Genomic DNA, 17,048 nt, shown 5'->3' with positions numbered 1-17,048 from the left:
ACAGCCCCGCTTGACTCAAAATGCGCAAAGGAATCCATGAAGAATGTTAAATCGCGAAATTTACCAACTTGATCCTCAAGATAACCACCTTGAAAATAACGGTGTTGCAGAAGTAAAAGATGACCAGTCCGATCAGGCACTAAAGACCTTACATTACGAGTTAAAAACCTTCGTATGCGATGGACAGTATCAAGCTGGTTTCGAAAAAATACTTTCTACCTATCTGCGCAATTTAAGTAGCCAACATGAACAGCCTGGCGTGTGGATTTCTGGCTTCTTTGGTTCTGGTAAATCGCATTTAGCCAAAATGTTACGTGCATTGTGGATCAATCAACCTTTCAGTGAAGGTACCTTTGCCCGAGATATTGCCGACTTACCGCAAGAAATCAAAGATCTTCTTAAAGAGTTGAGTAATGCAGCTAACCGCCATGGTGGTCTGCATGCAGCTTCAGGTACTTTGGGTTCGGGTGCTAATAACAACGTACGTTTAGCATTACTTAACATTATTTTTAAGTCTGCGGCTTTACCTGAGCAATATCATCAGGCTCGCTTTGTACTCTGGTTAAAAAAGCAGGGTATCTTCGAACAAGTCAAAGCAAAAGTTGAAGCCGATGATGGTAATTGGAATGACGAACTGGAAGATCTCTATGTTTCACACAGTATTGCCAGGGCATTACTTGAAATAGACAGTACCCTGGGTAGCGATATTAAGGAGGTACGTAAACTACTGCGTGAGCAGTATCCTAACGTGCAGGATGTAACAAACCAACAAATGGTTGATGCTATTAACGATGCTTTAGCATCGAAAGGCCAGTTCCCGCTTACCTTAGTAGTGCTTGACGAAGTGCAACAATATGTGGGTTCAGATACAGACAAAGCACACCAAGTACAAGAGGTGGTGGAAACTTGTTGTAAGCATTCAATCTTCCAAAATAAACTTCTTTTTGTTGCAACGGGTCAAAGTGCTTTATCTGGCATGCCTAACTTACAACGTTTGCTGGGTCGCTTCCAAATCCCAATTCAATTATCTGATACTGATGTAGATTCAGTAATCCGAAAAGTCATTCTACAGAAGAAAGTATCTGCTAAACCTATAGTAGATCAAGTACTACAATCCCATCTTGGGGAGATTTCGCGTCAGTTGCGCGGCACCAAAATTGAATATCATCAGGATGACGAACAGGTGATGGTAGCTGACTATCCTTTGCTACCAGTTCGCCGCCGCTTCTGGGAGAAAGTACTACGTATCGTTGATACCACCGGTACTGTATCGCAACTTCGTAACCAACTTAAGGTTATTCATGAAGCAGCTCAAGCCACAGCCAATCAGCCACTTGGTAATGTTGTGCCAGCAGATTTCATCTATAACCAAATCGCGATCAATTTACAGCAAACTGGCGTTATTTCTAAAGAAATTGCTGAAACGATTAGCCGTCTTTCTGCTGGTGATGCAGACGACCAACTAAAATCTCGTATCCTCAGTCTAGTATTGCTGATTGGTAAATTACCAACTGATCTAAACGCTGACTGTGGAGTACGTGCTACTGCCGATATGCTAGCGGACTTATTGATTGACAACCTTAACGATGGTAAGGACTCCATCCGTACTCGTGTGCCAAAATTGCTACAGGTATTAGCCGACGAAGGGTTGGTTATGCCGATGCAGACCACTATTGGTACTGAGTTTCGTTTACAGACCCAAGAGAGTGCTCAGTGGTACGCCACGTTGCGTCAGGAAGAGGCCGACTTGCGTGGTAATATGCAGCGCGTTGACAATATCCGTGTAGATCTACTGCATAAAGAAATGCGCAGTCAAATCGCCAAGGTACGCATAACTCAAGGCAAGTGTAAGGAGTCACGCCAGGTCATCTCTACTTTTGACTCTGAGCTTCCCAAAGATGCTAATGAGAAAATTTATGTTTGGGTACAAGATGGCTGGAGTATTGATGAAAGGAGCTTTCTGGCTGATGCTCGTAGTCGTGAACCTAGTGAACCAACTATTTTTGTATTCGTGCCAGCACGTAATCGATCTGAACTAACCAATGCAATTATTGCTGAAAAAGCTGCTGACGCCACTTTAGAACAACGTGGTATTCCAAATACTGATGCGGGAAAAGATGCACGTATTGCAATGGACACTCGCCACCGCGAGGCACAAAAACAAGTTCAGACGTTATTGCGAGAAATATTTGATGGTGTGCAAGTACTACAGGCAGGTGGAAATGAAGTAGACGGTAATACCATTACTGATCGGGTGAAAGCTGCTGCAGAATCATCTTTGATTCGCCTTTATCGTGAATTTGATGCTGCTGATAATACTGGCTGGGGTAAAGTTTATGATCGTGCTAGCAAAGATGGCGGTCAAAATGCATTGGAAGCAGTAAGCCATACTGGGGAAGTCGAAAAACACCCTGTATGCGCTGCGATCCTACGTTACATCGGTGTAGGAAAAAAAGGTAGTGAAATTCGTGACCACTTTTTAGCAGCTCCTTATGGCTGGCCACAGGACGCTATTGATGGTGGTATCGCCGCATTGTTAGCTACAAACCTCCTTATTGCTAATGACGGCCGTAATAACTCAGTCACTGCGACTACGTTAGAGCGTAAACAAATCACTCAAACTACTTTTAAGCCAGAAAGTATTATCATTCGTCCAGTAGATCTGATCAAAATACGAAGTGTACTTGCGAGCAGTGGTATTGAATGTCAACCAAACGAAGAAAGTGCCAAGTTACCTTTGCTAGCCCAAAAGGGACGTGATTTAGCAAAGAAAGCTGGTGGTGATGCCCCAATGCCGGAAATTCCTGATAGCCGAATATTTGATGAACTCGCGCGTTATGCTGGAAATGCACAACTCAAGCATGCGCTAGATGAGCAAGATGCTATTAAGGCAGCAATTAAAGATTGGACCGACATAGCCCAAAGAATTGAAGTACGCCAACGCGAATGGTTAAGGCTGAAAGATCTCCTGGACTTTAGTCGTAACTTATCTTTCCAAGCTGCTATTCAAACTGAAGTAGATGCCATTATCAGTCAGCGCTCGCTGCTAGATGAGCCAAACCCGTTAACTGGTTTAACACAACAGTTGGTTGATAAACTGCGGGATGCCATACAGTTTCGTGTGAAGAGTTACCTTACACGCTACGATGAGTGTATGGCTCAATTAAAAGCGGATAGTCATTGGCAACAATTAAGCGAGGAGAAGCAAAATGAAATTCTCGACAAACGTAAACTGCTTAAGTTGGAACAGCCTTTACTCAATGATGCTGATGCTATTATCGACAGCATCGATAACGTAAGTTTAGAACAATGGACTGATCGCATCGAATCACTGGCGAGCAAATTCGATAGTGCTCGTATGGAAGCAGTACAACTTCTTCAGCCTAAACTACAACGCATCAGCTTACCGAGAAGAACCTTTGAAACAGAAGCTGATATCGATACTTGGCTGATTGAGGTCAAAAAGCAGGTGCTTGAAAAACTTAACGATGGACCGGTGACTTTCTGATGATTAGACAACCTCTCGATAAAGCCCTTCGTCGTACGTTAGAAGCGAATGTGATTAAAGCTCGCGATATTGCGGAAAAAGCTGCTACTCAAGCTCTTACACAACTCAGTATTGGTGATGCAAAATCAGCTGATTACCTCAGTGATGAACAGCGTAAATTACGTAAACGCCTTCGTGCTCATGGACGTCAGCTTGGTGATAACAAAAATACAAATGGTAAGCAATCCATTCATAAGTTAGTTACCGAAGTTGCTTATGAGCACTGGCATCGCATGTTATTTGCACGGTTTTTGGAACAAAATAATTTGCTCATGTATGATGAGCATACCTCGCTTACATTGGCTGATTGTAATGAATTGGTACAAGAAGCTGATCTTGCTCGTGATGAATTGGAACGCGGCTGCGAAAGTGGGTGGGAGTTAGCGGGTGTGTTGGCTTCAAAAATGCTACCGCAAATTTTTCGTATTGGCTCCCCAGTATTTGAATTGGAATTCGCACCTGAGCATCAGCGTAGTCTTGAGCAGTTAGTAAACGGTCTTGCTTTAGAAATCTTTCAAGCCCAGGACAGTCTTGGCTGGGTGTATCAGTTCTGGCAAAGCAAACGCAAAGAAGAGGTCAATAAGTCAGAAGTTAAGATTGGTGCAGACGAATTGTCACCAGTTACTCAGTTATTTACTGAACCCTACATGGTTAGTTTTCTGCTCGATAACGCCTTGGGTGCTTGGTGGGCTGAGCAGTGTTTAAGTGAAAGTGATTGGCAACAAGCCAGTAGTGAGCAAGAGCTACGTGAAAAAGCATCCATTCCTGGTGTACCACTGAGCTATCTGCGCTTTGTCAAAGACGAAAAAAACCAGCAATGGCAACCGGCTTCAGGTACTTTTGATGCTTGGCCTAAACAACTAAGTGAACTCAAAGCGCTGGATCCTTGTTGTGGTTCGGGGCACTTTTTAGTTGCAGCTTTTTTGATGCTGGTTCCTATGCGTATGCAAGTCGAAAATCTGACAGCACAGCAAGCAATTGATAGGGTGCTCAGTGAAAACCTACATGGTTTAGAGCTGGATCAACGCTGTGTGGAGTTAGCAGCATTTGCCTTGGCCTTAGAGGCCTGGCGTTATCCAAATGCTGGTGGCTATCGTGCATTACCAGAACTGCACTTGGCATGCTCTGGAATATCAATCCATACTGCAAAAGATGAATGGAAAGCTATTACTGCAGCAGCCGGTAAACAAAACTTGACGATCGCCCTAGACTGGTTGTTTCAGACCTTTAAAGATGCACCTGTTTTAGGCAGTTTAATCAACCCACGTCGCTCACATGCAGCAAAAATAGTGTCATGGGAAGATTTACAACAGGCTCTATCGAGTGCTTTTAAAATAGATGAACAACTACAAAAAACAAGCACTGGAGATGAATTAAGTCAGAGCATTGAAGCAGGTATTGTCGCTCAAGGTCTGGCTAAGTCTTTTGAGCTGCTGACAAGACAATACACATGGGTAATTACGAACGTACCTTATCTAGCACGTGGTAAACAAAACGACACCCTAAAGGACTACTGCGAAGCCAACTACCCCGAAGGCAAAAATGATTTGGCCACGGTGTTTCTCGATCGCTGCCTGGAATATTGCGTTCAGGGTGGCACTACAAGCGTTGTCTTACCTCAGAACTGGTTGTTCCAGAGCAGCTACCGCAAGTTTCGCGAAAAGTTGTTGCACAATGATAGTTGGCATTTAATTGCTCGGTTAGGCGCGAATGCATTTCAGACGCCTATGTGGGATTTCAATGTACAATTGCTAACTTTAAGCCGTGGTAACACAGTTCGGGAATCGACGAATTTGCTACACAATGATGAGCAAGATGCTCTTATTCATGGCTTAGATGTGTCTAAATCTCGCACTATTATCGAAAAAGCTGCGGGGTTGTTAAATAATTATGTAATAAGTGTAGGGCAAAGTGAGCAACTGAACAATCCTGGAGCCGCTGTTATCTTGGATAATTTAGGTGAAGCTGCTTTATTATCTACCACAGCAGCGTCTTTTCAAGGGCTGAAATCAGGAGATGATGGAAGATTTCGCAGAACTTATTGGGAAGTTGCTGATATTCCCTCTCGCTGGCTTTTTTTGCAAAGTACAGTGAGTGAACATACATTTTATGGGGGACTTGAGTACATTATTGATTGGGTTGACAATGGATACGCGTTAGCGCGCAGACAAGGTCTTGCTGCATGGGGAACTAAAGGTCTAGCAATTTCACAAATGAGCTCATTGCCAAGTGCCCTGTATATAGGAGAGGCTTTTGACAGTAATATATGTCCAATAATCACTATAAACTCCAAAACTCTCCCCGCACTTTGTTCTTTTGTTAGATCAGGTGACTTTCAAAATGAAGTCAGAAAAATTGATCAGAAAGTTGCAGTTGCTAATGCCACTATAATTAAAGTTCCTTTTGATTTTTTTAATTGGACTAGAATTGCTGAAGAGCAATACCCCAACGGCTTGCCTCAACCTTATACCAATGACCCGACTCAATGGATCTTCCACGGTTACCCATGCGGTTCGGTAATTTGGGATGAAAAAACCCAATGGACTGCTCACGGCGAACTACGTGTTGATGACAGCGTGCTGCAAGTCGCTGTTGCGCGTCTGCTTGGCTATCGCTGGCCAGCAGAATTAGATTCAGAAATGGAATTGGCTGCTGAGCAGCGTGAGTGGGTGGATCGATGTAAGGAGCTAGATGCTTATACGGATGACGATGGTATAGTTTGTCTGCCTGCTGTACGTGGTGAAAAGGCAGCAGATACACGTTTGGAGGCACTGCTACAAGCTGCTTATGGTGAGGCTTGGACTACACCACTAAAAAACCGTTTATTAGAAACTGTTGGCAGCCATTCCCTTAATCTCTGGCTTCGCGACAAGTTTTTTGAGCAACACTGTAAAATGTTTCAGCATCGGCCTTTTATTTGGCATATCTGGGACGGATTAAAAGATGGCTTTAGTGCTCTAGTCAACTATCACAAGCTCGATAAAGCCGGCCTCGAACGCCTGGTCTATACTTACCTAGGTGACTGGGTTCGTACTCAGCAAAGCGGCATGGCCAATGGTGAAGATGGTGCGCAAGAACGTCTTGCAGCTGCCGAAGCACTGAACAGGGAATTGGAAGCGATCCTTGAAGGTGAAGCACCTTATGATATTTTCGTACGTTGGAAACCGTTATCTGAACAGCCTATTGGCTGGACGCCTGATTTGAACGACGGCGTGCGCCTCAACATTCGCCCATTCCTCAACGCTCGCGATGTCAGCAAAAAAGACGCTGGTATTCTGCGCTGGAAGCCAAATATCAAATGGACTAAAGATCGTGGCGCTGATGTAGAAACTGCACCTTGGTACGATCTGGGTCTTGCGTACGGAGGCAAGCAAGGTGATCGGATTAATGACCATCATCTGACATTAGCTGAAAAGCGCAAAGCTCGGGATTGAATACATGGAACGTCATTGGAAAGAGTTTGATCCTACAGAGGCATTTTTCCCTGTCGAGTTAAAACCGGTTTTCATCCAGTCAGCTCAGCAGAGTAATGATCTTTTTGATGCGGTAGGTTATCAGGCATTACCACGTCATTTCGCAGTAGTAGATAGTAAAAGTGACTATGCATTTGCTGTGGTAACTGAAGATTACCATTTGGTCACTAACCAACAAGCCTATGATCTTGCAGCAGAAGCATTAAAGTCTGTATTTAACTTTACCGCTTTGGAAGATATGGCTTGTTTAAATGTCATCATGCCTAAATCTCGGTCTTTTTGCCATATTGATTTGATTCACAAGGGTAGTGATTTTGCACCTTGGAATAATGATCGTTGGGTGCCTTTTGTACGTATTACCAATAGCTATAATCGTACTCGTCGGCTACGTTTTGAAATCGGCTTTTGTCGATGGATTTGTCTGAATGGGGTGATATTTGGCGGTAAAAGTGTGGAAATTAGTTTTGCTCATACCAAACAGTTTCATGAAGAAATGCGTCGCTGGCATGAAAATCTTAGTGAAATTAAGGCGCTTGAGCAGTTATTTATTGGGCAATTACACAACCTTCAGCGCTTTCACGTACCAGTACGCTGGATGTTACCTCTAGCCTGTAAAGTATTTGATGTGAAAATTCCAATAGATACTTCGATCAAACCACGCAGAGTTGAGGAACTAGTTCAGTTTAGACAGTCAATTGCTGACTTAACTCGTGATTACTTTAGTGCATTGGGTGAGCAAGGTTATGCGGCACTGAATGTATTGACTGACTACGCCAGTCGTCCTACTGGTGTGATCGCCCCAGAAAATATGATCGATGGTTTTCAGCATAAGGCTGGAGATTGGATTAATGACTTTTCAGAACAAATAGAAAATCGAGAATTTTCGTTTGAAGACTATCTTGGACACTACCGCACCACAGCAGAGGTTATTGCAAGACTATGATTAAATCTGTCTATAACTACCCAGTTTCGACCTTGCTTGATATTGAAAGTGGTGTGGTATATGCCATTCCACGCTACCAACGCGAATACACTTGGAGCCGGGCGCAATGGGATGCGCTTTTCGATGATTTATTGGATAACGAGCTGCATTACTTTCTTGGCTCAATTATCTGCATCAATCAATCGCAAGACACGCTAGCTGTGCAAGAGCTTGAGCTTGTGGATGGTCAGCAGCGTATGACAACGTTGTCGCTTCTTTTAGCTGCAATCTATGACAGCTTTAATAAGCTGCCTAACCTTAGTATTGAGCAGCAGATCGAGCTTTACAATCTCAAGCATAAATTGGTTTTGAAGAAAGCGCCAAATCAACCACGCTTGATTCCTCAAGTGCAGAATAGTAATCAGCAGGATTACTTTACGGTGCTTGGCCAAATTGGCATTCTTGAGGATGTAGAAGCTGTTGCAAATGCTGGTAATCGTCGAGTGTTCAAAGCGTTCCGACATTTTCTTAGCCGCATCGAGTTGTTTCTGGAGCATAGCACCGATCCACTTACCAAATTGCAGGGATTACTGGAAAAGGTAAATACAGCGACCTTGGTTAAAATTGAAGTGGCAGGGCATTCTGATGCGTATACCTTGTTTGAATCACTGAACAATCGTGGCGTACCCCTCACTGCGATTGATCTAATCAAGAATAAATTGCTGGCTGTGCTGGAATCCCAGGATAAGGGCAGTATTGATAAACAGTACAATCGCTGGAAAAAAGTTATTGAGGCACTTAGCGATGATTATGCTGTGCAGGAGCGATTTTTCCGTCAGTATTACAATGCCTTTAAATCAAGCTTAAAAGATATTGTTTCCGTACCGGTTGCAACCAAATCTAATCTGATACATGTTTATGAAAAATTAATCAGTAATGATGCAGAAGCCTTTTTACAAGCAATGATTCGAATGTCTGAGCACTATGCACAGATTGTTGGCTACCGTCCGGTTTCTGGTCAGCCTAAACTTTCTGCGTTGTTACTTTCATTGGACCGTATCCAGGGTGCTGCAGCGTACTTACTGCTGATGGTGTTATTCGAACGTAAGGCCGCGCTGAAGCTAGAAGATGTTCATCTGGAACAAATCGTAGATTTTCTTATTGCTTTTTTTGTTCGTCGTAACACGACTGACTTACCCCCAACACGCGATCTGACACGTATTTTTATGGATGTGGCTGAAAGCATTTTGACCTTACATGGTGTTGAGGTGGTTAGGCATATCCAAAGTAAACTTAAAGCTGAAAGCGCTAGTGATGAGCAGTTCGAGAAAAGTCTCAAGGGTTCAGTTTACGAAGATAACAAAGCGGTTTGTCGTTTTGTGCTCTGTGCTTTAGAAGAAAGTAGAATGACCCGTGAGAGTCAGGTAGATCTATGGGCGTTAAAAGCTAAGCAATACATTTGGACTATCGAGCATATCTTTCCCCAAGGCGATAATATTCCAGCTAGTTGGGTGAAAATGATTGCAGATGGCGATGGAGTACTTGCTGAAGAGTACCGCCAGTCTTATGTCCACTGCCTGGGTAATCTAACTATTTCTGGTTACAACAGTGCATTGGGTAACAAAAGCTTCGAAGAGAAAAAGAACAGAGTAGATAGTCAAGATCGTAAGGTTGGTTACAACAATGGTCTTTATCTGAATGAGTCGCTTATAACTGAAGACAGTTGGTCTGTAGACAAAATTGAGGCCAGAACCGGTAAGCTGGTTGCAGAGGTGATGAAAAAGTATCCGCTGATGGTTTTAAATGCAGATGCCTAGTAGTTCTATTGCAGCGTTTGTTTATCTTCTTTAAGGAATGCTATGAAACTTATTGATTTGCTTGCCAGTGAAGTACGCGCTAGCGCGACCTATAACTCTAATGTGCAAGTCGCACCCAGTGTAATCCTTTGGACTGACAAGCTACGCCAATGGGAGCCAGCCCTGCATTTACTACAGGCCACTCTACCAGAATTGATTGTTCTTGGTAGTTATGCACCTGAGAAGAAAACTGGGCCGGCTATTTGGATTAAGTGTGTAGTCGAAAAAGTATTACCTGAAATTGAATTGCCTACAGATCGAATTCCGATTGTATATTTACCGGGCATAGATCGAAGTGAATTACGAGCTATTAGTTCCTGCTCTGATGCACTTAAACCCTTAGCTGAATTACAGTACAGAGGTTGTTGGTGGATTTACAGTAATTCTAGTCGAGATTGGACGGTAAACGCTTTTCTGATATCTAGTAATGGTGGAGTGGGACTAGATGTGGCACAGGATGAAAAAACTCAGCAAGCCATGTTGCGTGTACTGCCTGAGATTCTAGAAAGTGGGTGTAAGGACTTGGCTAACCGCCGATTGGAAGCACCAGACTTTAACAAACTTGTGTCCAGTGATTCGGTACGTGATTTACTCAGTTGGATGAATGATAGCAAAGCTTGTCGAGAACGCTGGAATGAGGGGCGTTGGCAGGCATTAGTAGGTATCTGCGAGACAGAATATCACTTTAATCCCGAGCAGGAAGGTGAGCTTACGGCAGCTGAAATGTTGTGCCAACGTCAAGGTATTTGGGAAAGTGTATGGCAACGTTATATAGAGTCTTGCAAGCATTACCCTCGTTTACCTCAACTTTTACTTAAGGTTCAGCATGATTTAGCTGCTAATGGTGAAAGCTATCCTTCTATTAACGCTAGTGAAGAGCAAGATTTGGCACGAGCACTGCAAAAAATTGTTGAACAAGGAAGTACTCAGGCACGTCAAACTCTTATTGCTCTGGAACAACAGCATGCCAAGCGGCGTACTTGGATATGGTATGAACTTGGTCTAGCGCCATTGGCAGGAGTATTAGGGCATTTAAGTCAAGTAGCTGAAAAAACATCTCATGTATTTTCAGGTGCGGATGCTAATGAAATGGCTTTACAGTATCGTGAGCATCACTGGCAGGCCGATGATCAGATGCTCAAGTCTTTAGCTTTCCAGTTGCCATCCGGCCTACAAACTTTAGTACAGCAAATTTTAGCGATAATTTATATACCTTGGTTGGATGATCTAACACTTAACTTTCAACAATTAGTTAAGGTTAAAGGATATCCAGGCAATGATCAGCTTAATGAAGCCACAGCCAATTATGCATCTCATGGTGAGGTGATATTTTTTGTAGATGGCCTGCGATTCGATATCGCCCAGCGATTGGTTTCAAAGCTAAATAGTGTAGGTGAAGTAGAGTTATCATCAAACTGGGCCGCTCTACCCTCGGTGACTGCAACAGCTAAAGCGGCTATAACCCCTATTCATAATCGTTTGACAGGAAGAATTACTGATCGTGAATTTAAACCTAGCTTGCTAGATGCCGACACAGATTTCTCTATGTACTATTTGGAGAAATTTTTAAAAGAAAAAGGCTGGCAATATCTTAATAGAGGTGATTCAGGTGATCCGAGTTCTAATGCCTGGATTCAAAATGGCGATATCGACGGCGAAGGTCATGAAAAACAACTGAAACTTGCTACACGGATTGATATTTTGCTGGCCGAAATAGTAGAAACGGTTGGCGAACTTCTGGATGTAGGTTGGCAGAAAATTCGTATTGTCACCGACCACGGCTGGTTGCTAACTCCTACACCGATGGCTAAAGTTGAATTGCCTAAGCATTTAACAGAAACTCGATGGGGACGCTGTGCAGTTATCAAAGATTCAATGGATAGTGGTTACCAACAAGTAGGTTGGTTTTGGAACAATGCTGTTAGTATCGCAATGGCTCCAGGCGCTAGTAGTTTTATCGCTGGAAGATATTATGATCATGGTGGTTTAAGCTTACAGGAGTGCTTAACACCAGTAATTGCAGTTCGTAAAAATCCAAGCTTAGTCACTAATGTTACAGCCTCTGCAACATTATCTGATTTGCGTTGGCTTGGCCTTACATGCAAGATCAAAGCACAAACAGATTCTAAGTCCATAGTAGCCGTTTTGAGAACACATGCGGGCGACGAGAGTACGGAAATTACTAAACGCAAACCACTTAAAGATGGAATGTGTAATCTGATGGTGGATGATCACTATGAAAACACAACTGCAGTATTAGTATTACTCGATGGACAAGGAAATGTGCTGGCTAAGCAACCGACAATTATAGGAAATGAATAAATGGAATTGGATGCATTGGATCACAAAGCGGCCTCCACTTTTGAAGGTTACATTGTTCGTAAAGATTTAGTTAGAACCTTTGCTCGTCAATTCCCAGTACCCACCTATGTGGTTGAATTTATGCTAGGTCGCTACTGTGCCAGCACCGACCCAGATGAGATAGAAGAAGGTCTTGAAATTGTGCAACGACAACTTTCATCTCGCACGGTTCGCGCTGGTGAAGAGGAGTTGTTCAAAGCACGAGCGTATAAAGATGGTTCCATTAAGTTAATTGACATTGTTAGTGCTAGGTTTGTAGAAAAAGAACGGGGTTATCTTGCCAATTTACCCGGTATTAATCTTAACCGGGTGCGCATTGCAGATAAACTGGTTGATGATAATGAGCGCCTTTTGACGGGAGGCTTTTATGCTGAAGTAACTCTTGAATACGATGCGGTTATTGCTGAAGAAAACGGTAATGCCTTCGGTATCAAAGAAATTCGACCAATTCAATTATCTAAGCGGAATGTGCTTGAAGTAATGGCAAAAGCACGCAAATCTTTTAGTAGTGACGATTGGAAAGATTTTTTAATACGTTCAATCGGACTTGAGCCTTCTGCACTAACAACAAGATCTAAAGATGCTATTTTATTGCGTATGGTACCCTTTGTAGAGCGCAATTATAATTTAGTTGAATTAGGTCCTCGCGGTACAGGTAAAAGTCATTTGTTTCAACAAGTGTCTCCATACGCCCATCTGATTTCAGGTGGTAAAGCGACTATTGCAAAAATGTTCGTCAATAATGCTAACGGCCAGCGTGGCCTAGTATGCCAGTACGATGTGGTATGTTTTGATGAAGTAAGTGGCGTTTCTTTCGACTCGAAAGAAGGCATTAACATTATGAAAGGCTACATGGAAAGTGGAGAGTTCAGCCGAGGTAAAGAAAGTATTCGTGCTGATGGTTCTATGGTGTTTGTTGGTAACTTTGATGTAGATGTCGAACATCAGCAGCGTGTTGGGCACCTTTTTGGCCCCTTACCTGCAGAAATGCGTGATGATACTGCTTGGATGGATCGTATCCATTGCTACCTTCCAGGCTGGGATGTTCCTAAAATGAATAAATCTCTGACAACTGACCACTTTGGTCTAGTTAGCGATTTTTTCTCCGAGTGCATGAGCCAACTGCGTAACCAAAGTAGAGTCTCGGCGATGCAGAACCGAATTCATTTAGGTGGTGCGCTTAGTGGTCGCGATACTAATGCAGTAAACAAAACGGTTTCTGGATTATTAAAACTATTGTATCCACATCCGGAGTCTTCAATTAGTAATGAGGATTTGGAGTGGGCGGTTCGATTAGCATTGGAAGTACGTCGACGTGTAAAAGAGCAACAGAAGCGTGTGGGTGCAGCCGAGTTTCGTAATACTCATTTCAGTTATTTCGTTGGTGATGATGGTGTTGAAAAATTTGTAGCCACTCCGGAATTACGTTCTGATAATGAAATTGGTGATGATCCGTTAGAGCCTGGACAGATTTGGACCATTAGTGAAGGTGGGGCTGACTTTGATGACAATGCTGGTCTTTATCGTATTGAAGTGAATGATGGACCTGGATCTGGTGTGAAAATTTTGAATAACCCTGCACCTTCAGCATTTAGAGAATCTCTGCGTTATGCTGAGCAAAATTTATATGCTAGAGCCAATCAACTTGTTGGTGATCGTGATCCACGTGCTCATGAGTTCAGTGTTCAACTACGTGCTTTTGATACAGCTAAGAAAGGCTCAAAACTTGGCGTAGCTGCATTAGTTGCTATGTGCAGTACATTACTCAAAAAACCGGTAAAAGGTGGACTTATTGTTGTCGGTGAAATTAACCTTGGGGGGTCTATTGAATCAATTAATAATGCTGTTAATATTGCTGAATTGGCTGTAGAGAAAGGTGCAATCGCATTATTAATGCCCGTTACAGCTCGACGACAGTTATATGAGCTATCTGATGAAATGGCAACTAAAGTAGATATTCAATTTTATCAAGATGCGCGAGATGCACTGCTGAAAGCTATCTTAGAGTAAAAGGCATTTGATAATACTTAGTTTGAATTCAATATTGTTTGTCTGCGCTTTTTAGTAACAGGCATTGCTACCGAATAAATATCCATGGCTATAAATGAAGAGTCCCCGTTTAAAATAAATGGGGGATAAAATAACAATGATAAGATTGATTAGAAAGGTGTGTTTAGTGGATGGTTACTATCCCTCAGCCTCTTTGAGTGATGTACTAAAAAGGCTGCCAACACTGAAAGTGACCCAAATAGAAGAATTACTGCCACACCGGTGGAACCCTGACCCAAATTAAAAAATAGCGATGGGGTTCAGCGGACGCTTACAGTAATAGAGCACAACTTAGGCCTGAGTGAGATTGCAAAGGCTGTATAGACAGGTTTCTGTGACTCCAGCTTCGCCCAAGTAGTCAGTATGATAATAGTATTCTGATTTGAACATTTTTATAGAAAGTGAGCAGTAGTTGTTTAAAAAGATGATCAGGGGGTAAATTCGGGTGAAAATCTACAACTTATATTTTTTTAACAAACAGATTTCATTAGGGATTTTTGGTCAGTTAAACTGCCACCATCTCAGCAAAGATGAGAATTTAAATTACATCGAAAAATTTAATAACTTAACCCGAATCGCGGATAAGAAATTGACTTGAAAAAGAGAAGGACTAGAGCCATCAGTTGAGTTACCACACCAAACTTAAAGCTCTAGTCCTTATGATTGATAGTACCCAATTATTCTGCATAATTGATGATTTCTTTCTAAGATTTGAATCAATCTATTGGAATTTCTTAAAGCAGAACTTTCGATGCTCAAGAGTTCGCCCTGCTCAGTATTTCTGAAATTACCTTTATTGCAATTTGGTATAAGTGCTCTCATTTCAATAATTTCAAAGCATTCTTTACAGCGTTAAAATATAACAATAGCCATCTATTTAAACATCTACCGTATTATCAACGCATGATTCATCTGATGAATACACATCAACTGGCTTTACATGCCCTACATTTTGCTTTGATGAAAGATCAGCAAAGCAATTATTTATGGATTGATTCAACCATATTACCTGTCTGTAAAAATCAGCGAATACAACGTCATAAGTCTTTATCGGCTATTGCAACACGTGGAAAAAGCTCAATGGGTTGGTTCTTTGGCTGTAAGCTGCATTTGCTGATGAATCAATCAGGTGGAATAGTAAATACGGTTTTATCCAATGGACATACAGCAGATATCAAAATGGTGGAGCAACTAGTCAAAGGAATGACTACCAAATTGTATGCTGATCGCGGCTATATTAGTCATGAGCTTAAGAGCAGGCTTAAAGATCAAGGTATTGATTTGATGACCTATCATCGTAAAAACATGCAAGCGATTAAATTATCAAAAGCGGATAACTACCACTTAAAACAACGTAATAAAATAGAAACATTATTCAGCTTGCTAAAAGGGACATACAACTTAGTCACGAGCAAAGCACGGAGTATTACAGGTTATTTGACAGGCATTTATGCTTCTCTGTGCGCTTATCAACTTTGTCATCAAAATAAGCCAATGATTCGTCTTATGGAAACATCGGCTTAAACAGGATTCGGGTTAATTAGATATTAAGAACTTGAATTTATCCTTAGAGAAAATATTTTTGAGGGTAGATCAGTGAGTCAACAAGTGCGTGTATTACAAAATAAAAAAATATTTATCAGTATTTGCACATTGGTCTTGGTAATTTTAGGAGTTTGGTGGGCGAGTAGTTTATTACTAAATAAAAATAAAGCGGAAAAAGTAAAGACACAGAATGTAGTCACCAATGAATCAGAAACCATAGATATCTCTGGTAATCAGATTTTAATCTCGCCCAAACAGATTCAACAAGCAGGTATTCAATTACAAAGTTTAGGACAAGCAACAACTGATGTAAGACTTGCAATGACTTTGCAGGGGCAAGCGCAGTGGTCACCTGAAAGTAAAGTGGTTTTAACCAGTCCTGTAGCGGGGATAGTGCAACAGGTATTGGTGCAACCTTTAGCACAAGTTGGTCTCTACAGTCCTGTACTAGCTATTCACAGTCCCGATTTAATCCAGATTCAAAATGACATTTTACAAATTCGTGCACAACTGCAATTAGCCAGCCAGAATTTGGCACGTGAACGCAGTTTATATGCAGAAGGGATTATCGCTGAAAAACGTGTACAGGAAGTCCAGAATGTAGTGCAACGACTGAATATTGATCTGAGTGCCAAGCAACGCATGTTGCAGTTTATGGGAGCAAGTAGCAGTCAGGGACTGAATCCTGTGGTGTATGTTAAAAGTCCCGCCAGAGGTAGTGTAGAAAGTTTACAGGTATCTGCAGGTCAATATGTAGAAACCGGCGCAGTACTGGGTCAGTTGGTGAATAGTGATCTACCTTTGCAATTAATGTTACAAGCCCCTTTAGCGGATAGCAAATATATCCAGATTGGCGATCTGGTCAAAGTTGAGGGATGTGAAATTACTGGGCAGGTACAACAAATTGCACCAGCACTTTCAGGCAATACGCAATCTCAAAATGTTCTAGTCCAAATGCAGGCCAAGGATAACTGTTTAAAAGTACAACAGTTTGTTAAAGCGAATATTCAAAGCCATAACCCGACAACAAAAACCGCATGGGTAATACCGAGTGCTGCCTTAACTTTAAAAGATAACAAGCACTTCATTTTTATCAAGAACCAAAATGGTTTCGTGGCAACGCCTGTGGAACTGGTGGGGGCGAACCAGCAGCAAAGTCATGTGATTGGAAATGCATTAAAACCTGGAATTCAAGTTGCTGTGCGGGGTGTCGAACGTCTAAAAGCCGTTTGGTCAGGTTTCGGTGCAGAGCAGGCACCACCTGCCAGCAGTAGCACTGCGGTGAATTGAGGTTA

7 protein-coding genes and 1 pseudogene are annotated in these 17,048 nt (G+C 42.2%); all 8 read left to right on the top strand.

Annotation, left to right across the window (positions count from 1 at the left end; all coding sequences use genetic code 11):
- Positions 1–43 precede the first annotated feature (43 nt).
- The 8 genes and pseudogenes from brxC (at position 44) to E0H88_RS07210 (ending at position 17,043) form a co-directional block, all read left to right on the top strand.
- Positions 44–3,508 carry a BREX system P-loop protein BrxC gene (gene brxC / locus E0H88_RS07250; protein WP_131273640.1) on the top strand — a complete coding sequence of 1,155 codons (3,465 nt, stop codon included), beginning with the start codon at positions 44–46 and terminating at the stop codon, positions 3,506–3,508.
- Entirely contained in the window at positions 3,508–6,981 is a 3,474-nt protein-coding gene (locus E0H88_RS07245) for an Eco57I restriction-modification methylase domain-containing protein (protein ID WP_171458672.1), read from the top strand. The genes brxC and E0H88_RS07245 overlap by 1 nt, the downstream gene beginning before the upstream one ends.
- Before the next feature lie 4 nt (positions 6,982–6,985).
- A complete protein-coding gene (locus E0H88_RS07240) occupies positions 6,986–7,963 on the top strand; it encodes a DUF932 domain-containing protein (RefSeq protein WP_131273639.1) in 978 nt (325 codons plus the stop codon).
- The gene (locus tag E0H88_RS07235) at positions 7,960–9,759 is read left to right on the top strand and encodes a DUF262 domain-containing protein (RefSeq protein ID WP_131273638.1); all 1,800 of its coding nucleotides are present in this window, start codon (positions 7,960–7,962) and stop codon (positions 9,757–9,759) included. The genes E0H88_RS07240 and E0H88_RS07235 overlap by 4 nt, the downstream gene beginning before the upstream one ends.
- Before the next feature lie 42 nt (positions 9,760–9,801).
- Positions 9,802–12,120 carry a BREX-1 system phosphatase PglZ type B gene (gene pglZ / locus E0H88_RS07230; protein WP_131273637.1) on the top strand — a complete coding sequence of 773 codons (2,319 nt, stop codon included), beginning with the start codon at positions 9,802–9,804 and terminating at the stop codon, positions 12,118–12,120.
- Positions 12,121–14,169 (top strand): protease Lon-related BREX system protein BrxL, encoded by a 2,049-nt coding sequence (gene brxL, locus E0H88_RS07225; protein ID WP_131273636.1) that lies wholly within the window; start codon positions 12,121–12,123, stop codon positions 14,167–14,169.
- 698 nt (positions 14,170–14,867) lie between these two features.
- A pseudogene (locus E0H88_RS07215) lies at positions 14,868–15,732 on the top strand (IS982 family transposase).
- A 72-nt stretch (positions 15,733–15,804) separates the two neighbouring features.
- On the top strand, positions 15,805–17,043 hold the full coding sequence (locus E0H88_RS07210) for an efflux RND transporter periplasmic adaptor subunit (protein WP_131273635.1): 1,239 nt from the start codon (positions 15,805–15,807) through the stop codon (positions 17,041–17,043).
- Positions 17,044–17,048 lie beyond the last annotated feature (5 nt).

Source organism: Acinetobacter sp. ANC 4216 (assembly GCF_004331195.1).
Lineage (GTDB): Bacteria > Pseudomonadota > Gammaproteobacteria > Pseudomonadales > Moraxellaceae > Acinetobacter > Acinetobacter kookii.
Note: the sequence above shows the minus strand (reverse complement) of the source record. Positions and strands in the feature narration are given on the sequence as shown.

Bases quoted from the DNA above. Each gene is read 5' to 3' on its own strand.
- brxC (WP_131273640.1), top strand. From the start codon at position 44: ATGTTAAATCGCGAAATTTACCAACTTGATCCTCAAGATAACCACCTT.
- pglZ (WP_131273637.1), top strand. From the start codon at position 9,802: ATGAAACTTATTGATTTGCTTGCCAGTGAAGTACGCGCTAGCGCGACC.
- E0H88_RS07240 (WP_131273639.1), top strand. From the start codon at position 6,986: ATGGAACGTCATTGGAAAGAGTTTGATCCTACAGAGGCATTTTTCCCT.
- E0H88_RS07235 (WP_131273638.1), top strand. From the start codon at position 7,960: ATGATTAAATCTGTCTATAACTACCCAGTTTCGACCTTGCTTGATATT.
- brxL (WP_131273636.1), top strand. From the start codon at position 12,121: ATGGAATTGGATGCATTGGATCACAAAGCGGCCTCCACTTTTGAAGGT.
- E0H88_RS07245 (WP_171458672.1), top strand. From the start codon at position 3,508: ATGATTAGACAACCTCTCGATAAAGCCCTTCGTCGTACGTTAGAAGCG.